The sequence below is a fragment of the Frankia sp. Hr75.2 genome (genome assembly GCF_949319125.1).
In the GTDB taxonomy this organism is placed as follows: Bacteria; Actinomycetota; Actinomycetes; order Frankiales; family Frankiaceae; genus Parafrankia; species Parafrankia soli.
This window is the reverse complement of record NZ_CASGGV010000321.1, coordinates 45,877-69,580: the sequence shown is the minus strand read 5'-3', so window position 1 is coordinate 69,580 and position 23,704 is coordinate 45,877. Positions and strand designations below refer to the sequence as shown.

Genomic DNA, 23,704 nt, shown 5'->3' with positions numbered 1-23,704 from the left:
GGTGCCAGAGATGGAGATCCGCCAGGCGCCGCCGGACTCGGCCGGGACGGCCCGTGTCGTGCCGCGTCACCTGGTCGGCCGGGACCGGGCCAGTCGATGAACCCCGGAACCATCGCGACCGTCGCGCCTGCGGCGGTCGCCGACACCGGGATGACCCGGCGCCGCAAGGCGCTCGCGCTCACCCAGCCGCTGCACGACCTGGACGCCAGGAAGTCGTACCTGGAGGGCGCCGACTTCGACGTCTACGCGATGGCCGAGCTCGCGCTGCACGCCATCGACCTGGTCACCGTGGCCATGGACTTCGACCGGGGCGCGGACCACGAGCAGGTGCTACGCAAGCTCGTCCCGCTGGCCGCCGACCAGGCACCCGACCGGCCCCGCGCCGAGCACGAGCGGGTCGCCCGGTGGGTGCTGAGCAACCTGATCAACGTCGGCAGCGTCGACCGCGGGTTCGACGTCATCTACGGCACCTACCGGGCCGACGGCCGCTACGTGCGCCGGCGGTTCGACTTCAAGCTGCTCGTCGAGCTGACGGGCAGCGGCGGCGAGCTGTATCTGCGCGCCACGGACGAGGCGGTAACCGTCCTCGTCGGCGCGCTGGACACGGACGTGACCTCCGCGCAGATCGCGGCCGAGGTGACGCTGGACAACCTGATCCGCCGCGGCCGGCTGGCCGACGCCAGAACGGCGGCGGAATCGGCGCGGTACCGGACCGTCCAGTACGCCGAGCAACTGCGCCGACAGCTCGACGCGACGCGGCGCAACGTGCTGGCGGTCGACTGGCTGCGCGCGGTACCGGTGCTGCTGGATGAGGCACTCAGCCACGTCGAGCAGCGGTACCGGCACGAGAACGCGATCCTGACCCACATTCGGCGGTACCGCGACGCGGCCGACGACGCCGATCACAAGCGGCAGGCCGCCGAGCTGGTCGCGATCGTGGCGGACTGCGTCCGCCGCCACACCCAGCTCCAGGCGCGGCTGCTCGAGGCGGGCGCGGTCTTCCGCGCCGAGCAGGACCGCCAGCAGTTCGCGGATGTTCCCGCGCGCGACGGGATCGACCTCTACACGCAGGTCCTGATGCCCGTCCTGGCTCTGCCGGTGGCGACGGCGGCGGCTCCGGCCACTGCCTTCTTCCCGGCAGCCGTGGGAGTGCGCACGCCTCGGGCCGTACGCCTCGTCGATCTGGTCGACGGGCTTCTGGCGCCACCCGCCGAACAGGAGGTGCTCGGGCCTCCGGTGGTCGAGGCGGACCTGGTCTCGCTGCGCGAGCCGGCACGGTTCGACGACGAGACCTGGTCGGCCGCGACGGCCATCCTGGAGATCGCGCCGGAGGCGCCGCGGCGACTGTCGGAGCTCCTCGCGCAGGCCAGGCGGGCGGGTGGCGCGGACGTGGCCGAGCTGGTGGTGCTGCTCGCCGCGCACGCGCTGAGCCCGCAGGTCTCCGCCGCCGCGCGCCAGGGTGACGACGTCGTGTCGGTCGCCGTCGACGACGGCGTCGAACTGGATGACCCCTGGTTCGGTGGCTCCGACCTCCTCGTCGGCCGGGTGCGCATCGGCGCCGAGGGCACCGATGCCGGCGGCCCCGCTCCCCCACCCACCATGATCCGGAAATAGTCGTGACAGCCACCCATGAGCCCATCGCCGCGCTGGAGCACACCCCGGGCGCGGCCAGCCCTCGTCTCGAGGCCCCCACTGCCCCCGAGCGGGATGCCCGGCGCGAGCACGGCGACGCGTTCGACGCGGCCCGCCTGATCGCCTACGGCCTGCGGCCGAAGCTGGTGCCGGCACGGGACGGGACGTACGCCGAGCTCGTGCGCCGGCATCTGCGGGACCAGGAGTTCGCGGCGCTGACCCAGGCTGTCGCCGGTGGTCTCGGGCTGGTCGTCCTGGACGTGGCGGAGCGGGCGGGCCTGGTGGTCGCGGGAGCTGAGGACTCCGCCTTCACCGTCCGGATGACGGACTACGCGCGGCGGGCTGGCGGGGAACACCGGTCGGCCGAGCGCCTCCTGCACGCGGTCGCGCAGCTCGCCGTCGCCGCGCTCGCGTTCCCCCGCCCGGCCGATCTGCTCGACGACTCCTATGTGGGCCGGGTCAGTGTCGGGGGCGTGGACGCGTTCGTCCGCGAGGCCTGCCGGCTGCTCGAGGAGCGGGTCGCCGCCGACCCGGACACCGAGACCGACCCGGGGGACGGCCGACGGACGCTCGAGGCCGCCTGGCGCCTGTACTCGCGCCGCCCGGCGGCGGGAACGACCCGCGACGCCCGCCGGCTCGCCGGGTCGACCACCGGGATCATCGCCCGGGCGATGGGCTTCCTCGCCGACTCCGGCTGCCTGGTGCCGGTGAGTGAGCAGGCCGGCGGCACGTTTCGCACCACGGCGCGCTACCAGATACAGGTGCGCGAGCTGGCGGCCGACGCGGCGCTCGAGGAACTGCTCGACCTCGGCGTCGTGACGGTGGCCGACGGCTCGGGGGGTGTCCGGGTGCTCGCGGCCGAGCCCGTCCTGCCCGGAACCGAGGCAGGCAGAACGAGCGGGCCACAGCGCGTGGCACCGGAGGCGGACGATGTTTGAGCTCTCCAGGGTGCGACTCCATTCGATCGGGCCGCCCGGGGCGCGGTTCGGCGATGTTCTTCTCGACTTCTCCGGGGTAGGAGCGCCGGTCACCGGACACCGCCAGGATGCGCTCTTCAGCGCCGGCGTGGCCGTCCCGGAGACGGACGGTAACAGTGAGGACACGGCACAACGGGCCGGCGGCGCGCCCCCGTCCGACGGGAGCGCACCCAGCCTGAGGACTCCCGGCGCTGTCGCTGCCGGCGGGGTGACCGACACCGCCGTACCGGCCGTTCAGCCTGGTCAGGCTGGCCAGTCGAGCCGCCCGGTCCGGCCGTCGCCCGCGTCTGTGCTGTTCCTGGAGAACGGCGGCGGCAAGAGCGTCCTGATGAAGTTGATCTTTTCGGTGGTGCTCCCCGGCCGGCGGCAGGTCGTGGGCACCTCGAACGGCCGTGTGCTGGACAACTTCGTCCTCGCCCGGGACTGCGGGCATGTCGTCTGCGAGTGGCAGCACGCCGTCACCGGGGAACGGGTCGTCACCGGCAAGGTCAGCGAGTGGCGCGGGCGGGCGACGGGGGACGCGTCCCGCCTCGCCGAGGCCTGGTACTCCTTCCGGCCGAGCGCGGAGCTGGACATCGCCAGCCTCCCCCTCGTCCGCGACGGACGGCTGATCACGCTCGCCGGCTTCCGCACCCGGCTGGCCGAGGCCGGCGCGGCGGACCCGAAGCTGGCGATGACCTGGGAGACGAACCAGGGCGCCTGGAGCGAGAACCTCGACGCCATCGGCCTGGACCCGGAGCTGTTCCGCTACCAGCGGGCGATGAACGCGGGCGAGGGAGAGGCCGCGGAGGCGTTCGCGTTCAACAGCGACGAGCAGTTCGTCGACTTCCTGCTACGCGCCGTCACCCCGCCGGAGGATCCCGCCGGCGTCGCCGAGGTCGTCGACGGCTACGCGGCGAAGCTCGCCGAGCGGGCGGCACTCGACGCCGAGCGGGAGTTCGTCGCCGGCGCGCTCGAACGGCTCGACCCGCTGGTCGAGGCGGTCGGGGCGCGCGTGGAGTCCGCGGCGGGGCTGCGGACGCTGCTGACGACGGTGCGCGGCGCGGCCGGGGCCGTCGAGGCGCGGATCGCGCTCGACCGCGTGGGGGCGGTCGAGCTGGATGCCCGCGGCCAGTCCGGCCGGGACGCCGTCGAGGAGGCCGAGCGGGCCCGGCGGCGCGCGGTCGACACCGAGCTCGCGGCGCGGCTGCGGGTCTCCGAGCTGCGGCTGACCGAGGCCGAGGCGACCCGCGACGAGCTCGTCGAGCGTTTCGCGGAGGCCAACGAGGAGCTGGACGCTTGGCGCGCCGCCGAGGACGTCCTCCGGCACGCGGCCGCCTCGAGCGAGGCCGGGCGGCTGACCCGGCTCGTCGAGGAGGCCGAGTCCCGCTCGGCGCCGGCCCTGGCCGACCGGGACGCCGCCGCCCGTGCCCTGGTCGTCGGGTTGTCCCGGCTCGCGGCCGCCTCCGATGCGGAGGAGAGCCGGGCGCGCGCGGCCGCCGCGGCCCACGATCTGGCCGCCGAGTCGGCCGCGGCGGCGGACCGTGTCGCCGCCGACGGAGCGGCCACGGCACGCGCGGGCGCGGCGGCGCTGCGCGAGCGACGCGCCCGGTCCGCGCGGGTGCTGGCCGAGGCGGTCCGGGACGGCCTGCTCCCCTCCGCTGACATCGATCCCCAGTCGGCGGCCGCCGAGGCCGCGCGGGCGGCGGAGGAGGCGCGCGCCGCCGTCCAGGACGCGCTCGCGGCCGCGACCCGCTCCACGGACCGGGAACGGGCCCAGGACGGCGCCCGCGCCGCCGAACGCGAGCTGGACACCGCGCGCGCCGAGCTCACCCGGCTCACGAGCGAGCTCGAGCAGGCACTGGCCGGGGCACGCGCGCTGACCGCCGACGGCCGGATCGCCGCCCTGCTGGGCCTCGGTACCGGACCGGACGAGCCGGACCAGCTCGATGCCGCGCACCACCTCGACGCGGTGGACCTGGACACCGACGCGCCCGCCGCGCTGGACGCGCTCGCGGCGGCGGTCCTGGCCGCCGAGGAACGCCAGCTGGCGCTGTCCGTCGACGCGGAGGCGGACCTGCGGGTGCTCAACGCGCTCGGTGACGGGGACCTGCGGCCGGCGCGACCGGCGGTCGGCGACGTCCTCGCGGTGCTGACCCGGGCCGGCATCCCCGCGGTCTCCGGATGGCAGCACCTCTCCCGGGCGGTCGCCGCGACCGAACGCGAGCGCGTGCTCGCGGCCCGCCCCGATCTGGTGGACGGCGTCGTCGTGCCGGCCGGCTGGGACGTGGGCGCGGCGCACGCCGCGCTGGCCGCGGCTCGGCTGCTCCCCGACTGCGCGATCGTCGTCGGTGCCGCCGAGCTGCTGTCGGACGCGGCGTCGCCCAGCCACACCGACCACCCTGACAACGCCGACCACCCTGACAACGCCGACCCCGCGGGCCCTCTTCGCGGGCGGGCGTTCCTCGTCCCGCCGAACCCGGCGCTGTACGACCGGGCCGCCGCCGCGGCCGAGCGGGAGTCCGTCCGGCGTCGACACGAGGAGCGCAGCGCGCAGGCGGCCGAGCTGAGCGCGCGGGCGCGGGCTGACCGCGAGCTCGCCGCGGCGGTCGCCGGCTGGCGCCGGTCCAACCCGCCGGGACGGGTCGCGGGGCTGCGTGCCGCCGCCCGCGCCGGCCAGGACGCGGTCGACGTCGCCGAGAACGCGCTGGCGGCCGCCCGCGAGCTGGTCGGGGAGGCCGTCCGCGCCGCCGAGCGGGCGGTCGCCGAGGTCGAACGCCTGCGTGCGGTGGAGGAGGAGCGCACGGCCCGCGCCGCCGCGCTCGACCTGCTCGTCCGCGCCGTCGGGGAGTCGGTGGGAGCCGACAGCGAGATCACGCGGCTGGAGGCGACCGCGGCCGAGCGGTCCACCGAGGCCGAGGAGCACCGCGCCCGGGCCGCGGCAGCGCGGGCGGCGGCGCAGGACGCGCTGCGGCGGGCCGACGACGCCGCGCGCAACGCCCGGGTGGCGCGGGCGGAGTCGGCCGAGGTGGTCGGCGGCGGAGACATCGACAGCGCCGACATCGACAGCGGCAACATCGACAGCGACATCCACGGCGCGGACGGCGCCGGGGACGGCCACGGAGGCTACGGAGCCGGGCCCGGAGTGGGCGGGCCGCCGCCGCAGGTTCCGCTGCTGCGCGCTGTCTACGAGTCGGCCGAGCGGGCGTACGCGCAGGTCGAGGTGGGTGCGGACCTCCGCGGCGAACTGGATCGCGCGCGGCGGGCGCAGGCGGCGGCACGCGGTGCCGTGGAGGGGCTGCCCGCCGCCGTCCGCACCCGCTCGGCGGCGCTGCTGGCCGGTCCGAACGGCGGCGACGCGGCAGCGCGGGCGACCGCCCAGGCCGCGTCCCGGCGCGTCGCGGCCGACCTCGGCCGCGAGCTCGACGCGGCGCGGGAGCGGCTCGGCGGACTGCGGCAGGAGCTGCGCCACACCGCCGCCGAGGTGACCGACGCCGGAGCGCGGCCACTCGCGCGGGACGAGGGCCCCGCCACGATGGAGCAGTCGCGGGACGCGCACCGGGCCGCCATCGAGGCGCTGCACGAGTCGGAGGCCGCCGTCCGGGCGGCCCGGGACGCGCTGGACGAGCTGGAGCGCCACGCCGCGGCGCACGAACGTGAGGTGGACGCCTTCGGTCTCGTCACCGAGACGCTGTCCGAGCTGCGCGCGGACGCCGAGTCGGCCGTAGCCGGCACGAGCGAACGCACGGGTGCCGGCGAGCGTTCCGACACCGGCGTCGGCGAACGTGCGGACGCCGACGTCGGAGGCCGCGCGGGCACCAGCACCGGAGGCCGCGCGGGCACCAATGCCGGAGACGCCACGGGCACCAGCGTCGGACGCGGCAACGGCGCCGTTGCCGCGCCGGCTGGCTCCGCCGGATGGCCGGGCGGCGTGGAGGCGTTCGACGGGGACACGGCCGCGGCCACGGCGATGGCCCGCGAGCTGCGGTCGTCCTGGCGGCAGGCGGTGGCGGCGCACGGCGAGGCGGCGGGACGGGTGCGGGCCGCCGCCGACGCCGTGGCGGCCTGGGCCGCCACCGACCGGTTCGAGTCCGTCCGTTCGCCGGCCCGCCGGCAGATGGTGCGGGCCGGCCGGGACGCCGTGGCCGCGAACGCCGCCGACTGGGCCGCGGCTCTCGCGCCGCGCCTGCGCAGCCTCGACGACGACCTGGCGCACATCGGCCGCAACCGGGCCGCGATCGTGGCCCGGCTCGAGGGCATGGTGCGGGCCTCGCTGGGCACGCTGCGCTCGGCGCAGCGGCTGTCCCGGCTACCCGACCGGCTCGGCGACTGGTCGGGCCAGGAGTTCCTGCGCATCACCTTCGCCGAGCCGGACCCGGTGGCGCTCACCGACGCGCTCGGCGAGGTGGTGGACGCCGCCGCGCGCGGTTCGGCCACCCCAGGGCCGGCGTCCACAGGTACCGTCGCGGTCTCCCCCGGCGGGCCCGGTACGGCCGGGGCCCGCCGGGACGGCATGACGCTGCTGCTGCGCGGCGTCCGCGCCGCGCTCCCGGGCGGGGTGCGGGTCGAGATCCTCAAGCCGGACGCGGTGCTGCGCACCGAGCGGGTGCGGGTCTCCCAGCTCGGCGACGTGTTCTCCGGCGGCCAGCAGCTCACCGCGGCGATCATCCTGTACTGCACCATGGCCGCGCTGCGGGCCAACGACCGTGGACGGCTGCGCGCCCGGCACGCCGGCGTCCTCTTCCTCGACAACCCGATCGGACGGGCCAGCGCCGCCTACCTGCTGGACCTGCAGCTCGCGGTGGCCGATCGGCTCGGAGTGCAGCTGATCTACACCACCGGCCTGTTCGACACCACCGCGCTGAGCGCCTTCACCCTCGTCATCCGGCTCCGCAACGACGCCGACCTGCGGGCCGGGATGAAGTATCTGCGGGTACAGGAACGACTGCGCCCGGGACTGACCCCGCCGGACGTCGCCGCGGGCAGCGCGGCCGGAGTGATCACTGCCAGCCGCCTGTTCCGCCGGACAGCACCCGGCCCGCCGGCCACGGCATCAGTGCCAGCCACGAGATCAGCGCCGGCCGGGACCGGCCGGGAGGCCATCGCCGCCACGAACGGGGACCGGTCCGATCCCGCCGCCGCGAACGCGCATACGGGACCGTGAGCATCGAGTCCGCACCGAGCCTTGGTCCCGCGCCCGGCGGATGAGACCATGAGCCCGCGCCGCCCGGCACCCCCCGAGCCGGGCGGCGCCGTTCCGGCGGTCAGCCGCAGGCCTCCGGCGGTCAGCCGGCCGGGCAGGGGCGCACCTCGACGGACCCGTCGGTCGTCGAGCTCCGTCCGTCGAGGTCGGTCGCCACCACGGTGTAGGTGATCGTCCCCGCCGCCGGCACCGGCCCGATCGGCCCGGACCAGGTCGACCGGTCGTCCACCGCCGCGCCCAGTTGGAGCGGGGTGGTGGTGGCCTGTCCGTCCGGGGCCCGGGTGCGCACCTCGACGCCGAGGACGCCCGTCGGGTCGACGACCGTGGCGGTCACTGTCGCCTGTGTGGTGCCCTGATCACCGGCGCAGCCGCTGGGGAGGATCGTGGTCGGCGCGGCCGAGACGCCGCTGAGCCCCGGTGCCCCGGAGACCCGCGCGGTGATCCGCAGGTTCCCGCCGCCGGAGCCGTCGACGGCCGAGACCGGGACGTCCAGGTCGATCGAGCCCGGCGGAGCCACCGCCCGGTCGAGGGTGACCACGAGCGGCACCTGCGCGCCCGGACCGACGACGTCCTGCCCCGGGACGACGCTGACCCACCCGGGCGTGTCGCCAACGCGCACGCGCGCCGGTGACGTCCCGACGCCGAGCACGTCGAGCCTGATCGTCGACTCCACCTCGCCGAAGTCGACGTCGGTGCGGCTCAGCCCGATCGCCGGCCCGGCCGGCGGGGTCCCGCGCGGGCCGCCCGTGCCCGCTCCCGGGCGAGCCGGCGCGGACGTGCCGCCCGCCTGGGACGGTTCGGGAGACGCCGAGACCCCGGAGCTCTCCACGGGCTCGGGCGGCCCGGATGCCCCGAACGCCCCGACGGGGACGGGGCCGTTCGCCGTCGGCGAGGGAACCGGCGGGGACGCGACGGAGGTCGACACGACGATGCTGGTCCGCGCACCGGCCGGGTCCCGCACCGCGGACGCCGGCCCCGACCCGCTGTTGTGGATCAGGAACAGGGTCGTGGCCAGGGCCGCCGCGGCCCCCACCGCGGCCGCGACCCGCCCCCACCGGATGGGGAGGATCCGTTTGGAGCGCCCCCAGGGAGAACGGTGCCGGCCAGCGGGACTGATCTCGTCCGCCATCCGTTGTTCCATTGGGTCCGAGCGTAGGCCCAAAAGTGGATACAGGACCCCGATTCACTCGTTTCCGTGACGAAATCCCCACCAAACCCACCACACCAGCGTCTGGGTTACCAACGCGAACCCGAACAGCAGGTCCTCGACCGGCGCGAACACGAGGCGGGGCCCGGCGATCGCGTCCGGGTCGTACACGACGATGTCGAAGCCGGTCAGGATGCCGTTCGTGACGAGCTGGAAGAAGACGATGATCGCGTAGGCCGTCCAGAACAGCCGGCGGGTGAGCAGCCGGGTACGCAGGATCCGCAGGTCCAGCAGCACGCTCACGACGACGCCCACGACGGCCAGCGCGGTGTAGCTCATCCCGGCCCGCGGGCCCCGTCCGCCGGCCTGTCGCCGGCACGCTCGCCGTCCACCTGCTCGCCGTCCACCTGCTCGGCGCCAGCCCGCTCGTCGCCCGCCTGCCAGCCGGTGACGGCGCGCACGGCCTCCAGCGCGAGCACGGCACACACGGGGACCACGACGAAGAAGAGGACCTCGTCGAGCGGGAGGCCGCCGGGCAGCAGCACCCCGGTGGTGCGCCGCGGGTCGAACGCCCAGTGGCCGCGCGCGATCGCGTACAGATCCCACCCGACGAAGACGACCAGCACCGGCGCCACCGACAGCAGGAGGCGGCGGGGGCGCGCATACACCCTCGTCCGCAGCAGGATCTCCAGCGGCGCCGTCGCCACCAGGCACCCCAGCAGCACGGCGAGGTAGCTGAAGTGGCCCAGACCGCCGAAGTGACCGAGGCGGCTCACCGCGGACGCCCTCCCCCGGTCAGGCCGAGCGCAGGCGTTCGGCGAGCGCGGTGGCGGCGGCTCCCGGATTCGCGGCCTCGGTGATGCCCCGCACCACCACGACCCGGCGCGCGCCGGTCTCGAGGATGGCGTCCAGGGTCCGCGCGTCCACACCGCCGGTGACGAACCAGGGTTTGGCCCCCGGCTCGAACGGCGGGGCGTGCCGCGCGGCGAGCCGCGGCAGGCCCATCCCGACCGGTGGACGGCCCTCCTTGGTCGGCGTGGCGTGCACCGGGCCGACGCACACGTAGTCGACGTCCGGGTCCGCGAGCGCGGCCAGGAACTGCTCGGGATCGTGCGTGGACAGCCCGATGAGCGCGTCCGCCCCGACGATGGTCCGCGCCAGCCGCGGCGGGATGTCGTCCTGCCCCACATGCAGGATGTCGACGCCCGCGAAGGCGGCGACGTCGGCCCGGTCGTTGGCGCTGACCAGGGCACCGACCCGGTCCGCGGCCTCCCGCATCCGGGTCAGCCCGGCGAGCTCCTCGCGCCACTCCAGCCCCTTCTCCCGGAGCTGGACGAGGTCGACGGCGGGCGCGCCCGGCAGGCCGAGCACGTCCTCGAGGAAGCTTCCCTCGTCGCCGCGACGCGCGGTGCACAGGTAGAGGCGGGCGTCGAGGAGGCGGGCCATCCGACGCGCGCGCAGCGACTCAGCCCCCGGCGACGGCACGGACGATCTCCAGGGTGTCGCCGTCGGCCAGGTGGACCGAAGGCATCTCCGACGGGGTGAGTGCGGTGCCGCGCAGTTCCACGACCACCGAGCCGGGCCGCAGCCCGAGCTGGACGAGCAGGTCCGGCAGGGCGAGCCCGGCGGGCACCTCCCGCGGCTGCCCGTTGACGACGATCCGCGCGCCGCCCGGGCCACCGGCCGGGGCGGTGCTGACGGCTGCTGGTCCCGGGGACGGATCGAGCTCCGCCCGGTTCGGACGATCGGCCATGCACCCGACCCTACGGGAGCGGGCGCCCCTGGCCGGGCGGGTTCGGCGGGCCGGCCCGGTCAGAACCCCAGCGCCTGCGCGCGCCGCCTGACCTCTTTGCCGCGGTTCTCGGCCAGCGCCTGAACCGGGGTGCCCGGCAGGCTCGGATCCTCCCGGAACAGCCAGTCGAGGGCCTCGTCGTCGTTGTAGCCGGCGTCGAAGAGCAGCGTGAGCAACCCGGGCAGGCCCTTGACCACCGCGCCGTCCTGGATGAACGCCGCGGGCACCTTGAGCACGCCGTCCACCCGCCGGGCCAGAAGGGTGCGGTCGCGCACCATCTGGCGCACCCGGGTGACGGGCACTCCCAGATTCTCGGCCACGTCGGGCACGTTCAGCCAATCCATGGTCAACAGTAAACACCGTTGCGTTCCGGTTTGCTTTGACCCCTGCGCCGGGCTGGTCAGCCGGGCGCCATCTGCGCGCCGCCGGCCGCCGCCGACCTGCGGGCCGCCTCGAGCACCGCGACCAGCCGGCGGGCGTCCTCCGGCTGCTGCTCGGCCAGTGGCCAGCCGGCGACCAGGCAGTCCGCGAGCTCGCGATGGAACCTCGTGGCGTCGTGCGGCCCGGTCGACAGCGCGGTGCGCGTCCCGTCGTGGGCGAGCAGCCGCGGTGACCGCGGCGCCCCGCCGTGGCCGTCGCGGGCGTCGCGGGCGTCGCGGGCGAGCAACGAGCCGATGCTGCCAAGCACCTGGGTGCCGGGCCGCGCGGCGGCGGCCACGTCCGAGATCGTCACCTGGGCCTCGCAGCCGCCGGCGAAGTGGAGGAGCACCCGGGCGTGGTCGGCGTTCGTGACGTGGTGCCACACCCGCTTGTGCCCGAAGGCGCTGACCCACTCGACCTGGTCGTCGACGAGATCGAGGACGCGGCCGAGCTGCACGGCGCCCCGGTCGAAGATCAGCCCGCCGCTGATCCGCTCGTCGTCGTGCCAGGTGCCGGTGGGCCGCCGCAGGCCACCGGAGAAGACGTCGATCCACATCACCTCGCCGACGTCCCCGCGGTGCACGGCCGTGCGCATCGCCCGGTGACCTGGGTCGTCCCGGCCGTCGGGGTAGACGGCGAGCAGCAGCGAGCGGCTCTGGGCGAGCTCGGTCAGCTCGTCCACCTCGTGGGTCGACAGGCACATCGGGGCGTGCACGACCACCTGCTTGCCGGCCTCGAGCGCGCGGCGGGCCCACTCGACATGGGTGTGGGTGGGGGTCGCGACGATCACCAGGTTGAGCTCGGGGTCGTTGACCAGGTCGTCGGGGTCGTCGACCCGGCGGGCCGGCCGGTCGGTGTCCTGGCCGGGCGGGCGGGCCATCCCGCCGTCGCAGAGGGCGGCCAGCTCCAGGCCCTCGACGGCGTCGACGGCGTCGATGTGCACGCCGAAGACGTCCGGGGCGCCGATGAGCCCGACCTTGACCGGCCCGGCGTCGGTCACGCCGAGCGCGTGGCGCAGCCAGCGGCCGACGAGCCGCTGGTAGCGGGGATCGGCGAGCAGTTCCTCGCCGGCCCCGAGGGTGAAGATGCCCAGGCCGGTGGACGGCCGCCAGGTGCAGATCGGGTGCTCCCCCATCTCGTGGCGCACCATGAGCAGCCGTTCGACGTCCTCGGCCACCTTCTCCGGGATGACCCAGGACTCCCGGGGCCGGAAGTCCCCGAGGCGGGCGGCCACGGCGGCGCCGTCCGGACCGGGGATCAGCGGCAGGTCGTAGAGGGGCGTCACCCGGCCGGGGGTGAGCCCGGAGGCGTCGATGAGCGGGCTGTCCGGCGACAGCGACCGGACGGTCGGCCCGGCCAGCAGGACGGGCACGGACTGCCGGGCCCGGTCGAGCAGCTCCTGCTCGACGTGGTCGAGCGGGCGGTCGATGAGGACGAGCAGCGCGTCGGCCGAGCGGGCCGACGTCGGCCCGAGCCCGGCGGCCCGTAGATGATCACCGAGCGCATTCACGCCGGGAAGGTTCGACACCAGGTGAATGCGTGGCACGGGGGGCACTTTAGTCAGAACCCACCCGGACGGGAACAGTGGGTTCACGACACGCGAGCACGCCACGCACTCCACGACAAAAAGTAAACAATACTTTTACGGAAAGTAGTCAACTGCGGGCATGGCAAAGACCGCCGGCCGCTCGGAGCGGCCGGCGGCGCCCGTCTCACACCGGCTGCGCGGGCTGGAGCTCCTTCAGCGCGACCGCGGGGTCCGCGAACCGCTCGGCGTCCGGCGCCACGCCGGCGAGCAGCATCCGCCGGCCGGCGACCATGTCCAGTGGTCGGGCGACGGTCACCAGAGCGACCAGCTCGCCGTCCGGGGCGAACCAGCCCGCCGACCAGCCCGGCGCCCGCTTCGCGCCCTCCGGCGCGACGGCGGTCGGATCCCCCCGCAGCACCAGCGTGCTGTCCGCGCCGGGCATCCCGGCGAACTGGATCATGCGCCCGAACTGCTGCGACCAGAAGTACGGGACGGGATCGTAGATCTCGGCCTGGTCGCCGGCCTGCGCCGGCCCGTCACCGCCGGCCAGCGAACGCAGCAGGGTGGCCACGGCGACCCGCGGCGACTCCTGGGCGCATTCCCAGTGCTCGACGCGCAACCGGCGGTCGTAGCGCCGGGACCACCACGCGGCGCAGTCCCCCACCGCGACGACCGAATCCGGCCGGTAGCCGCCGGCCCCGTCGGCCGTGCCCGGCCCGCCGGCGTCGGCCGCCCTGGCGCCGGGCACCGCCGACAGCCATTCGTCGACGACGACGCCGCGGTCCAGCGGCAGACCCGACGACTCCAGCCAGGCGACGTCCGGGCGGACGCCGACTCCCACGACCACCACGTCGGCAGGCACGAACTCGCCCCCGGCCAGCGCGAGCCCGTCCGCCCGGATCTCGTCGACCGCGGCACCGAGCCGCAGGTCGATCCCCACCTTGGCGTACCAGGGGACCGTGTACCCGCCGATCTCGGCACCCAGCGCGAGCAGCGGCGCGGAGCCGGCCTCGACGACGGTCACGGCCGCGCCGGCGGACGCCGCGTGCGTGGCGACCTCGGCGCCGATCCAGCCCGCGCCGACGATGGCCAGCCGGATACCCGGGGTCAGCGCCTCGCGCAGCGCGAGGGCGTCGTCGATGGTGCGCAGCACCCGCTGCTCGCCGGGGCCGGGCAGCCGCACCGGGGCGGCGCCGGTCGCGAGCACCAGCCCGTCGAACTCGACGACGCCGCCGTCGGTCTCCAGCACACCCGGGCGCAGCCCGGTCGCGTGCCGGCCGAGCAGGAGCTCCACGCCGTCGAGGTCGAAGGGCAGCGTGGTGTCGTCCGTCCGCCCCGACAGCACCGCCTTCGACAGCGGCGGCCGGTCGTACGGCCGATGCTCCTCCGCGCCCACCAACGTGATCGTGCCCGCGAAGCCCTGGGCGCGGAGCTCGACGACCGCTCGCCCTCCGGCCAGCCCGCCACCGACGACGACGACGCGATCCATCAGCCCACCCGCTCCATGGGCCGAGAGGCTACTGGGCAGGTCTGTCCCGTGTCGCCCGCTAGTCGCGCTGCCCACAACGGCGGGCGGCGCGGACTCGCCGCGACGGAGGATCGCCGGTCAGCCGGTGGCGTCGACCAGCGGGAAGGCGTCCTTCCACACGGGCTCGTAGCCGGCGCCGACCAGCATCGCGGCGACGTCCGCCGGGGAGCGCTCGTCGGAGATGGAGAACTGCTCCTGCGCCGTCCCGGGCCGGCCGTACCCGCCGGGCTCGGTGGACGAGCCCGCGCTCATCGTGGTCACCGCGATGCGGACCAGGCCGTCGCGCAGGGCCGCCGGCTCGCGGGTCGACAGTGAGATCGCCGCGTCCGGCTCGAACAGCCGCAGCGCCGCGTGCGCCTGGACGAACTCGGCGTCGCCGACGACGACGGTCGGTGGGAAGCCACTGGCGCTCGGCTTGATCCTCGGCAGCGCCACCGAGACCTCCGTCCGCCAGAAGCGGCGGGCGAGGAAGGATGCGTGCGCGGCGAGCGCGAGGACGTCGGCCCGCCAGTCCGGCGCCAGGCCGAGCAGGACGCCGAGGCCCAGGCGGCGGGCGCCGGCGCGGGCCGCCCGCTCGAAGGAGGACAGCCGGCGGTCGTAGTCGCGCTTCCACCCGGCCACGTGCACCTGCGCGTAACGCTCCCGGTCGTAGGTCTCCTGGTAGTGGACGACGCCGTCGAGCCCGGCCGCGACCAGCCGGCTGTAGGTGTCGTCCGACCAGGTCTGGGTCTCCACCGAGATCGAGGGGACGAACGGTCGCAGCCGCTCGACGACGTCCACCAGGTACCCGGCGGAGACCTCGACGCGGTGCTCCCCGGAGACCAGCAGGATGTGCCGGAAGCCGCGGTCGGCCAGCAGGCGCGCCTCGGCCTCGGCCTCGTCGACCGTCAGGGTGCGCCGGGCCACCTCCAGCCCCTTGGCGAACCCGCAGTAGGTGCAGGACGACAGGCAGGCGTTCGACACGTACAGCGGGGCGAACAGCCGCACCGCCCGGCCGAACCGGCGCAGCGTCGTCTCCCGTGCCGCCTGCGCCAGCTCCTCCAGCCGCCCGGTCGCGGCCGGCGACAGCAGGACGGCGAGGTCGGCGATGTCCAGCCGGCCGCCGGCGTCGGGCCGCCCGGCGGCGACGGCCCGGCGCAGGACGGCGTCGACCCTCGCCTCGTCGGCCTCGACCGAGACACGGGCGAGCGCCGGGATGTCGAGCGCGGCGAGCTCGCGGGCGAACAGCCCTGCCGGGCTGGCCATCAGCCGGCCCCGCCGGGCAGACCGCCGGGCACCGCGCCCAGGAAACCGGTGAGCGGAGAGGACGCCTCGGCCACGGTGGCGCTGCCCGCCCGCGGCCTGCCGGCGAGGTGGGCCATCCGCCCGGCGGTGGTCGCGAGCGCGAAGGCCCGGGCCATCGCGACCGGGTCGGCGGCGATCGCGATCGCCGTGTTGACGAGCACCGCGTCCGCCCCGATCTCCATCGCCTCGGCGGCGTCGGAGGGCGCGCCGATGCCGGCGTCCACCACCACCGGGACCCCGGCGGTCTCCACGATCGCCTCGATCGCGTCGCGGGTGCGCAGGCCGCGGTTGGAACCGATCCAGCTGCCCAGCGGCATCACCGTGGCGCAGCCGGCCTCCTCGAGCCGGCGTGCCAGCACCGGGTCGGCCGAGCAGTACGGGAGCACGGTGAACCCGTCGGCGACCATCAGCTCGGCGGCGCGCAGCGTCTCGATCGGGTCCGGCGCGAGGGTGCGCGGATCCGGCGTGACCTCGAGCTTCACCAGGGACGTCCCGGTCGCCGCGCGACCGAGCCGGGCCAGCCGCAGCGCCTCGGCCGCGTCCTGCGCGCCGGAGGTGTTCGGCAGCAGCGTCATGCCGGCCGGGACGAAGTCGAGCACGTCGCCCTCCCCCGCGCGGCTCAGGTCGACCCGGCGCAGGGCGACGGTGACGATGTCCGCCCCCGAGGCGACCAGGCTGTCGCGCATGACCGGATGGCTCGCGAACTTGCCGGTGCCGACGAGGAGCCGGCTGGCGTAGACGGTGCCGGCGATCCGGAACGGGTCGGGATGACCGCGCTCCGAATGGTCGGAGTTGTCCGGCTCGCGTCGGACCTCGGTGACCCGCTGTGTCATCAGATGGTTCCTCCCCACGCGCGCATGACCGCGATCGGGTTATGCGGGTCGCCGGCGGCATGCTGGCCGGCCTCTCAGCCCGCGTCCGCGGGCTCCCCGGTCACGCCACAGTCTAAGCCGCCGCGCGCGGCGGACCAGCGGCTCCGGCGAACCCGGACAGACAACGCGTCCCGGTACGGCGTCCGGGAGCTCACCCGGGCCGGTATCGACCGGGCTCCCGCCGAGCGGGCCCGAGATCGAGCACGCGGATCGAATTCCAGATTTTGTGACGAACATCCCGCCCGTTCGGGTACATCTCACGGCCAAATGCGCAGTAAGACCACTGTCTGGCCGATCGGGCGGCCGATCGTAAACTGTGCATGTGGATTCCACCGTGGCCGACCCCGTCATAGGTCGTCTCCTGGACGGGCGGTACACCGCCCAGGAGCGGCTCGCCGTCGGCGGGATGGCGACGGTGTACGTCGCCCATGACAACCGGCTCGACCGGTTCGTCGCCCTCAAGATCATGCATCCGAACCTCAGCCACGATCCGGAGTTCGTGGCCAGGTTCCACCGGGAGGCGAACGCGGTCGCGCGGCTGAACACGCCGTGCGCCGTCTCGATCCTCGACCAGGGGTCCGACACCAGCCCGGCCGGTGTCCTGCACTACCTGGTGATGGAGCTGGTCCGCGGGCGCTCGCTGCGCCAGCACCTGGGGATGCGCGGGCGGCTCACCGTCGCCGAGGTCGTCGAGATCTTCGAGCCGGTGGCCGAGGCGCTCGCCGCGGCGCACGCGGCCGGCATCATCCACCGCGACATCAAGCCGGAGAACATCCTGCTCGGCGACGACGGCCGGGTGAAGGTCGCCGACTTCGGCCTGGCCCGGCCGGTCACCAATCCCACGGCGGCCCTCACCGGCGGAGTGGTGATGGGGACGGTCGGCTACCTGGCCCCCGAGCAGGTCACGCACGGCACCGCGGGCATGCGCAGCGACGTCTACGCGGCCGGCGTGATGCTGTTCGAGATGATCACCGGCAACCTGCCGCACACCGGTGAGACGCCGATGTCGGTCGCCTACCAGTCGGTGCACGGTGACGTGCCGGCGCCGTCCACGGTCGTGCCGGACGTCCCCGCCGAGCTGGACGCGCTGACGCTGCGGGCCACCGCCCGCGACCCGAACCACCGGCCGGCCGACGGCGCCGCGCTGCTGGCCGAGCTGCGCGCGATCCTGCCCTACCTGCCGGCGCCGGACGCCGGTGAGGAGTACCACTCCGGCTTCACCGGCCCGCTGGCGGCGCCGCCGCGTCCGGCACCGCCCCGGCCGCCCGCCGGGCCGCAGGTCGCCCCGACCAGCATGCTGGGCACGGGCTCCGGCTCGTCCTCGGGTGGACGGCGGCGGGCGCAGCGGACGGGGCCCGGCTCGCGGCTGCCGGTCGGCCCGGCCGTCATCGCCGGGGTGGTCGTCGTGTGCCTCGTGCTCGGGGTCCTCATGCTGCGGGCGCTCGTCGGCGGCGGGAAGCCCGAGGTGCCGCTGCTGATCGGCCTGGCCAAGGCGGACGCCGAGCAGGACCTGCGGGACGTCGGCCTGGCTTTCACCTACGGAGCGGAGATCGCCAGCACCCAGATCCCGCAGGGGCACGTCGTCGAGCAGGACCCGAAGACCGGTGCCGCGGTCAGCGACGGCGCCGTCGTGACGCTGCGGCTGAGCTCCGGCGCCCCCAAGGCCACCGTGCCGGACCTCGCCGGCCTGACCGTCGACCAGGCACTGCCGAAGCTGACCGAGGCGAAGCTGGCGGACGGCGGGCGCAGCAGCGAGGCGAGCGACACGGTGCCGCAGGGCCAGGTCGTCCGCACCGAGCCCGCGGCCGGGGCGGTCGTCGACCCGAGCACGTCGGTGAAGCTCGTGCTCAGCAGCGGGCCGTCCTCGGTCGCCGTCCCCAGCGACATCATCGGGATGACCTTCGACGAGGCCAAGGCGCGCCTCGACTCGCTGAACCTCAACCTCACGGTCCAGCAGAGCAATGTCGCCAGTGACAGCGTGGATCCCGGTCATGTGGTCCGCTCGTCGCCCGATCCCGGCCAGCGGGTGAACGCCGGCGGGGCGGTGACGCTCTTCGTCGCCCAGGAGGCCGACGACGACGACGACGGCGACGGCAGCGGCGTCATGGTCACGGTCCCGAACGTGGTGGGCAAGTCCTGGTCGGACGCCGAGCGCATCCTCAACCGCCTCGGGCTCAACGCCGACCGGTCGAACTGGTTCGCGGAGCGGGTCACGGGGCAGAGCCCCAAGGCCGGCCGCAAGATCGAGAAGGGCAGCACCGTCCATCTCAAGACGGAGTTCCGCGTAGGCAACTGATCCCTGGGCCGGGTGCGGGCCGGAGTGTGAGTTCCACCTGGCACCGCGTGAGTTCCGCCTGGAACCGATTGCGGCACGCTGTGAGGAGGCCACTCGTCCCCGTGACGAGACACGCCCGGGATCGCGGTTACCGGCACCCACGATCGGGTACGGTCGATCTTCACCGGGACCGCGGGCAGGGGAACGAGGAGCGCGGGGGGCGACGTGGCGGCAGGGCGCGGACCGCGCTGGCGCGGGGGGCGGGCCGGACGCACCGCCGAGGTGCTCGACGGCCGGCGTGAGCCCCTCGACGAGACCGAGCTGCAACTGGCGCGCGCGGTCGCGACCCTGCGGGCGCTGCCCGGTGCGCTGCCCGCGCCGGCGATGTCCCCCCGGGTCCGCGCCGAGATCCGGGCGATGCTCCTCGCCGAGCCGATCGGCGCCCGCGGCACCCACGAGGTTGGTGAGGGCAACGGCAGGGAAACCGTCGGCGCGGCTGAGAGCACCCGGCGGGCACAGCCGACCCGACCGACCCGACCGGTTCCTCGGCCCGCCGCGCTCGTCACCCGGCCAGGCGGGATGGGCGTCCGGCAGGCGTTGCGCGCCGCCCGGCCGGCCCTGGTCGGGGCGCTGGCCGTCTCGGTCGCGACGGTGGGCGTCGCCGTGAGCGCCGAGCAGGCCCTGCCCGGTGAGCTGCTCTACGGAGTGAAGCGGCAGGTCGAGCAGATTCAGGTCAGCCTGGCCGGCAACCGCGTCGATCGCGCCAAGATCCAGCTCTCCGTCGCCCGGAACCGGATGGACGAGCTCGCCGCGGTCGTCCATCCGGCAGCCCGGCCACCGGCCAGCACGCGCACCGACTCCCCCGCCACCGGTGGAACCACGGCTGGCCTCGGCCCGGCTGACAGCGGCCCGGCTGACGGCGGCCCGGCTGACGGCGGCCCGGCTGACGGCGGCCCGACTGACGGCGACGCAGCCAACGGCGACCCGGCCGGCGGCGGTGCCGCCGCATCGCCCTCGGGCCAGCCACTTCCAGCAACGCCCCCCGGCCCCGGATCTGCCGGGGTACCGCCGACAGAGGCGGCGCCAGAGCAGACGGGCGACCCGGTCGCGGGCGGCCTGGTGCGAACGGGCGGATCGGTGCCGGCGGGCGCCGCGACCCCCGATCCGGCCGTTTCCTCCCCGAGCCACGCGGCGCCCGGGGGGCGTCCGGCCGCGGACGGGGACATCGGCACGGTGACCAGGCTGCTGCGCGACTGGTGCGACGAGGCCGGGGCGGGGAGCGCGGTCCTGATCGAGGAGGCGCTCGCGGGCAGCCGCGACGCCCGGGCGACCCTGAACGAGTTCGCCGCGGACCAGTCGACGCGCCTCGAGGCGCTGTTCGACGCGCTGCCGACCGGCTCGGTATCCGGCGCGCACAAGGCTCGGCGGATCATCCACGACGTCGACTCGGCGCTGGCCGTCACCGCCCCGGAGGCCGACGGGCCGTCCGGGGCCGGCACCGCGGCGGGGCGCGGCGGCACGACGGCCGGGACGGCGAGCGGCGGCACCTCACCTGACCCGACCAGCCGGGCACGTTCGGCCGACGGGATGACCAGCCCGACGGTCACTGAGCGCGGCGACTTCCAGCGACAGTCCACCGGGCCGCGGGCTACGGCGCCCGTGCCGACCGTCCCCGCGGCGATCGGCGGCATGGCCGGCGGGTTCCTCCCCGGCCTGCCCTTCCTCACACCGGCACAGTCACTGACACCTGACCAGCCAGCGGCGTCCGACAAGCCGTCGGCACCTGTCCAGCCAGCGGCATCCGGGCAGGCGTCGACACCCACGCCCGCATCGCCGCCGCCCGGCACGGTTCCCGGAGATCCGGGCGCCCCGCCGGCGGACCGGTCGGCACCCGATCTCCCGCTTGTTCTGGAACCAGAGCCGTCGGCACCGCCGCCGACGGGCGGGCATCCCGGCGGCGGCACGTCGACACAGTCCTCCCCCACGACGCCGCCGGACGTCCTCGAGACGTTCGACGCGCCCGCGAAGGCGGTCGGCCCCGGCGACGGCCCCGCCGGTGACCCCGCGGTCGACGATCCCGCCGGTGGCGGGGCCGAGCAGACTCCGGCGGACGGTTCGTGGTCGGACGGTCCGCGGCCCGAGGTGTCCCCCGTCGCTCAGCCGTCACCGGCGGCGTCGGACGACCCGCTGGCGGAGAAGGCCGTCTTCGGGGAGTGGGCGGCCGAGGCCGCCCCGGACAGCGCGGAACCACCCAGCCCCGAGACAGCCCCGAACGGAAAGACGGCCCCGACCGCCGGGACGACGCCGACCAACACGACGCCACCGACCGGCGGAACCGCGGTCACCCCGAAGACCACAGCGAGCGCGGCAGCCACCCCGACGACCGAGGCCACCGAGGACGTCACCGGAGGGAACGCGCCGGCCGGGCAGCCGTGACCGCCCGCCCCGGGCCTGTGCCAGGGGCGGGCGGGACACCGGTCAGTGGGTGTGTGTGTCGCGCTCCACGCGGGCCTGCTGCAGCGACTCGGCCACCAGGAAGGCCAGCTCGAGCGCCTGGCCGGTGTTCAGCCGCGGATCGCAGGCCGTCTCGTAGCGGCCACCGAGGTCGGCCTCGCCGATCATCTCCGCGCCGCCGAGGCACTCGGTGACGTTCTCGCCGGTCAGCTCGATGTGCAGGCCACCGGGGTGCGTCCCGAGCCCCTTGTGCACCTCGAAGAACCCGAAGACCTCGTCGAGGACGTCGTCGAAGTGCCGGGTCTTCACGCCGCCGACGTCACGGGTGTTGCCGTGCATCGGGTCGCATGACCACACCACGGGATGCCCGGCCGCGTTCACCTTGTCGATGATCGGTGGGAGGGCGTCACGCACCCGCTTGGCGCCCATCCGCGCGATCAGCGTCAGCCGGCCGGGGATGTGGTCGGGGTTGAGCCGCTCGGTGAGCGCCACGACCTCGTCCGGCGTCGCCGTCGGGCCGATCTTGCAGCCGATCGGGTTACCGACCCGGGAGAGGAAGTCGACGTGGGCACCGTCGAGGTCACGGGTGCGCTCGCCGATCCAGATCATGTGCGCCGACAGGTCGTAGACCTCGCCGGTCGACTCCTCGGTGCGGGTGAGCGCCCGCTCGTACTCCATCAGCAGGCCCTCGTGGCTGGTGAACATCTCGACACCGGTCAGGGCCGCCGTGCGGTCCGGGTCGATGCCGCAGGCGGCCATGAACGCCAGCGCCCGCTCGATGTCGACGGCCATCAGCTCATAGCGGCGGCCGGCGGCCGAGTCGCGCACGAACGCCTTGTTCCACTCGTGAACCTTGTGCAGGTCCGCGAAGCCGCCGGTCGCGAACGCCCGCACCAGGTTCAGCGCGACGGCGCTCTGGTGGTAGGCGTCGACCATCCGCTTCGGGTTCGGACGGCGGGCCTGCGCGTTCGGCGTGATGTCGTTCACCGCGTCGCCCCGGTAGGAGGGCAGGCCGGTCGAGGCCTCGATGTCGGCCGAGCGCGGCTTGGCGTACTGGCCGGCGATGCGGGCCACCTTGACCACCGGCGTGCTGGCGCCGTAGGTCAGGGCGACCGCCATCTGCAGCAGGGTCTTGACCTTGTCGCGGATCTTGTCCGCGGTGTTGGCCGCGAAGGTCTCCGCGCAGTCACCGCCCTGGAGCAGAAACGCCTCGCCGCGGGCCACCATCGCGAGACGGTCGGTCAGCGAGCGCACCTCCGGCGCGGTCACCAGCGGCGGCAGGGCCGAGAGCTCGGCGAACGCTGCCGCCAGCTCCTCCTGGTCGGGCCAGGAGGGCTGCTGCCTGGCTGGGAGGCTCCGCCAGATGTCCAGGTCGTTGCTCACGAGTCACCAGGGTACGGCTACGGCGCCGACATCTCCTGCGGTTTGCGCCGGCCGGTCGCGCTCCCCTCATCCACCGGTGCGTCAGCCGAAGAAGACCTCGGCCTCCCCGTACAGGTGCTCGGGGACGGTCTTGAGCTCGCCGGTCGCCTCGCTGAGCGGAACCCGGTCGATCCGCGTGCCGTGCAGGGCGACCATCGTCCCGAAGTCGCCCTCGTGCACGGCGTCGACGGCGTGCAGCCCGAACCGGGTGGCCAGCCAGCGGTCGAAGGCGGTCGGCGTCCCGCCTCGCTGGACGTGGCCGAGCACCGTCGCCCGGGTCTCCCGGCCCGTCCGGCCGCGGATCTCGGTCTCGAGCAGGCCGGAGATGCCCTGCAGGCGCACGTGACCGAAGGCGTCCAGCTCGCCCTCCCTGGCCATGGCGGTGCCGGCGATCGGCCGGGCGCCCTCGGCCACCACGATGATCGGCGCGTAGCGGGTGGCGAAGCGCTGCTCGACGAAGGCGCAGACCTTGTCGATGTCGAAGGGCCGCTCGGGGATGAGGATGACGTTCGCGCCGGCCGCCATCCCGCTGTGCAGGGCGATCCACCCGGCGTGGCGGCCCATCACCTCGACGACGAGGACGCGGTGGTGGCTCTCCGCCGTCGTGTGCAGGCGGTCGATGGCCTCCATCGCGATGTTCACCGCGGTGTCGAAGCCGAACGTGTAGTCGGTCGCGGAGAGATCGTTGTCGATCGTCTTCGGCACCCCGACGACCGGGATGCCCTCGGCGTGCAGGCGCGCGGCAGCGCCGAGGGTGTCCTCGCCGCCGACGGCGACGATGGCGTCCACGCCGGTGCGGTCAAGGGTCTCCCGGATGCGGGACGGACCGTCCGCCGAGGCGAACGGATTCGTCCGGCTGGAACCGAGGATGGTCCCGCCGCGGGGCAGGATGCCGCGCACGGCTGTCACGTCCAACGGGACGGTGTCGTTCTCCAGTGGTCCGCGCCAGCCGTCCCGGAACCCGACGAAGCTGTGCCCGTAGACGCCGACGCCCTTGCGTACGACGGCACGGATCACCGCGTTCAGACCAGGACAGTCGCCACCGCCGGTCAGCACACCGATCTTCACGCCCCAGGGCCCTCTCTGTTCGAGTCGCCCCCGATCTGCGGCACATCTGCCAGCGGCAGCCTAGCTCCCCGGAGACCCCGACCAGCCCTTCACCGTAAACACGGCGTGGCCAATCAAACACGT

General features: G+C 75.1%; 17 protein-coding genes and 1 riboswitch. Of the genes, 5 read left to right on the top strand and 12 right to left on the bottom strand.

Going from position 1 to position 23,704, the window contains the following annotated elements:
* The first annotated feature begins 96 nt into the window (after positions 1-96).
* The 3 genes from AC559T_RS29280 to AC559T_RS29270 are packed head-to-tail and all read left to right on the top strand — an operon-like array spanning position 97 to position 7,752.
* Positions 97-1,614: a hypothetical protein gene (locus AC559T_RS29280; protein ID WP_498870760.1), complete on the top strand. Its 1,518-nt coding sequence runs from the start codon at positions 97-99 to the stop codon at positions 1,612-1,614.
* Positions 1,615-1,616: 2 nt separating this feature from the next.
* The gene (locus AC559T_RS29275; RefSeq protein ID WP_498870759.1) at positions 1,617-2,570 is read left to right on the top strand and encodes a hypothetical protein; all 954 of its coding nucleotides are present in this window, start codon (positions 1,617-1,619) and stop codon (positions 2,568-2,570) included.
* Complete coding sequence (locus AC559T_RS29270) at positions 2,563-7,752, top strand: hypothetical protein (protein WP_498870758.1); 5,190 nt, start codon at positions 2,563-2,565, stop codon at positions 7,750-7,752. Before AC559T_RS29275 ends, AC559T_RS29270 begins: the two co-directional genes overlap by 8 nt.
* Positions 7,753-7,873: 121 nt before the next feature.
* On the opposite strand, the gene AC559T_RS29265 is transcribed toward AC559T_RS29270, so the two are convergent.
* The 10 genes from AC559T_RS29265 to AC559T_RS29220 form a co-directional block, all read right to left on the bottom strand.
* The gene (locus AC559T_RS29265; RefSeq protein WP_498870757.1) at positions 7,874-8,932 is read right to left on the bottom strand and encodes a hypothetical protein; all 1,059 of its coding nucleotides are present in this window, start codon (positions 8,930-8,932) and stop codon (positions 7,874-7,876) included.
* A gap of 42 nt (positions 8,933-8,974) precedes the next feature.
* Positions 8,975-9,277, bottom strand: a complete 303-nt coding sequence (locus AC559T_RS29260) for a lycopene cyclase domain-containing protein (protein ID WP_498870756.1) — start codon at positions 9,275-9,277, stop codon at positions 8,975-8,977.
* Positions 9,274-9,714 (bottom strand): lycopene cyclase domain-containing protein, encoded by a 441-nt coding sequence (locus tag AC559T_RS29255; RefSeq protein ID WP_112105910.1) that lies wholly within the window; start codon positions 9,712-9,714, stop codon positions 9,274-9,276. Before AC559T_RS29255 ends, AC559T_RS29260 begins: the two co-directional genes overlap by 4 nt.
* 19 nt (positions 9,715-9,733) lie before the next feature.
* Positions 9,734-10,423: a thiamine phosphate synthase gene (locus AC559T_RS29250; protein ID WP_498870755.1), complete on the bottom strand. Its 690-nt coding sequence runs from the start codon at positions 10,421-10,423 to the stop codon at positions 9,734-9,736.
* Positions 10,404-10,691 carry a sulfur carrier protein ThiS gene (gene thiS / locus AC559T_RS29245; protein WP_498870754.1) on the bottom strand — a complete coding sequence of 96 codons (288 nt, stop codon included), beginning with the start codon at positions 10,689-10,691 and terminating at the stop codon, positions 10,404-10,406. Before thiS ends, AC559T_RS29250 begins: the two co-directional genes overlap by 20 nt.
* Positions 10,692-10,750: 59 nt before the next feature.
* Positions 10,751-11,074: an Rv2175c family DNA-binding protein gene (locus AC559T_RS29240; RefSeq protein WP_498870753.1), complete on the bottom strand. Its 324-nt coding sequence runs from the start codon at positions 11,072-11,074 to the stop codon at positions 10,751-10,753.
* A gap of 56 nt (positions 11,075-11,130) precedes the next feature.
* Positions 11,131-12,696, bottom strand: a complete 1,566-nt coding sequence (locus tag AC559T_RS29235; RefSeq protein ID WP_112105913.1) for a Gfo/Idh/MocA family protein — start codon at positions 12,694-12,696, stop codon at positions 11,131-11,133.
* Between the two features lie 166 nt (positions 12,697-12,862).
* Positions 12,863-14,167, bottom strand: coding sequence for an NAD(P)/FAD-dependent oxidoreductase (locus AC559T_RS29230; RefSeq protein WP_498870752.1), 1,305 nt, complete (start codon positions 14,165-14,167; stop codon positions 12,863-12,865).
* Between the two features lie 117 nt (positions 14,168-14,284).
* The gene (gene thiH, locus AC559T_RS29225; RefSeq protein WP_112105915.1) at positions 14,285-15,451 is read right to left on the bottom strand and encodes a 2-iminoacetate synthase ThiH; all 1,167 of its coding nucleotides are present in this window, start codon (positions 15,449-15,451) and stop codon (positions 14,285-14,287) included.
* Positions 15,451-16,323 carry a thiazole synthase gene (locus AC559T_RS29220; protein WP_498870751.1) on the bottom strand — a complete coding sequence of 291 codons (873 nt, stop codon included), beginning with the start codon at positions 16,321-16,323 and terminating at the stop codon, positions 15,451-15,453. Before AC559T_RS29220 ends, thiH begins: the two co-directional genes overlap by 1 nt.
* Positions 16,318-16,432, bottom strand: a riboswitch (TPP riboswitch). Its footprint overlaps the gene before it by 6 nt.
* Positions 16,433-16,684: 252 nt before the next feature.
* Here AC559T_RS29220 and pknB point away from each other — a divergent pair.
* Both pknB and AC559T_RS29210 read left to right on the top strand, forming a co-directional pair.
* Positions 16,685-18,658 (top strand): Stk1 family PASTA domain-containing Ser/Thr kinase, encoded by a 1,974-nt coding sequence (gene pknB / locus AC559T_RS29215; RefSeq protein ID WP_498870750.1) that lies wholly within the window; start codon positions 16,685-16,687, stop codon positions 18,656-18,658.
* 204 nt (positions 18,659-18,862) lie between these two features.
* Positions 18,863-21,073, top strand: a complete 2,211-nt coding sequence (locus AC559T_RS29210; RefSeq protein ID WP_498870749.1) for a DUF5667 domain-containing protein — start codon at positions 18,863-18,865, stop codon at positions 21,071-21,073.
* 42 nt (positions 21,074-21,115) lie between these two features.
* Here the strand turns inward: AC559T_RS29210 and AC559T_RS29205 are convergent, their stop codons facing one another.
* Both AC559T_RS29205 and AC559T_RS29200 read right to left on the bottom strand, forming a co-directional pair.
* Positions 21,116-22,474, bottom strand: a complete 1,359-nt coding sequence (locus tag AC559T_RS29205) for a class II 3-deoxy-7-phosphoheptulonate synthase (protein WP_071061893.1) — start codon at positions 22,472-22,474, stop codon at positions 21,116-21,118.
* Positions 22,475-22,555: 81 nt separating this feature from the next.
* Positions 22,556-23,581, bottom strand: a complete 1,026-nt coding sequence (locus AC559T_RS29200; RefSeq protein ID WP_020459439.1) for a 6-phosphofructokinase — start codon at positions 23,579-23,581, stop codon at positions 22,556-22,558.
* Positions 23,582-23,704 lie beyond the last annotated feature (123 nt).

Bases quoted from the DNA above. Each gene is read 5' to 3' on its own strand.
- AC559T_RS29280 (WP_498870760.1), top strand. From the start codon at position 97: ATGAACCCCGGAACCATCGCGACCGTCGCGCCTGCGGCGGTCGCCGAC.
- AC559T_RS29270 (WP_498870758.1), top strand. From the start codon at position 2,563: ATGTTTGAGCTCTCCAGGGTGCGACTCCATTCGATCGGGCCGCCCGGG.
- AC559T_RS29265 (WP_498870757.1), bottom strand. From the start codon at position 8,932: ATGGAACAACGGATGGCGGACGAGATCAGTCCCGCTGGCCGGCACCGT.
- AC559T_RS29260 (WP_498870756.1), bottom strand. From the start codon at position 9,277: ATGAGCTACACCGCGCTGGCCGTCGTGGGCGTCGTCGTGAGCGTGCTG.
- thiS (WP_498870754.1), bottom strand. From the start codon at position 10,691: ATGGCCGATCGTCCGAACCGGGCGGAGCTCGATCCGTCCCCGGGACCA.
- AC559T_RS29240 (WP_498870753.1), bottom strand. From the start codon at position 11,074: ATGGATTGGCTGAACGTGCCCGACGTGGCCGAGAATCTGGGAGTGCCC.
- AC559T_RS29230 (WP_498870752.1), bottom strand. From the start codon at position 14,167: ATGGATCGCGTCGTCGTCGTCGGTGGCGGGCTGGCCGGAGGGCGAGCG.
- thiH (WP_112105915.1), bottom strand. From the start codon at position 15,451: ATGGCCAGCCCGGCAGGGCTGTTCGCCCGCGAGCTCGCCGCGCTCGAC.
- AC559T_RS29220 (WP_498870751.1), bottom strand. From the start codon at position 16,323: ATGACACAGCGGGTCACCGAGGTCCGACGCGAGCCGGACAACTCCGAC.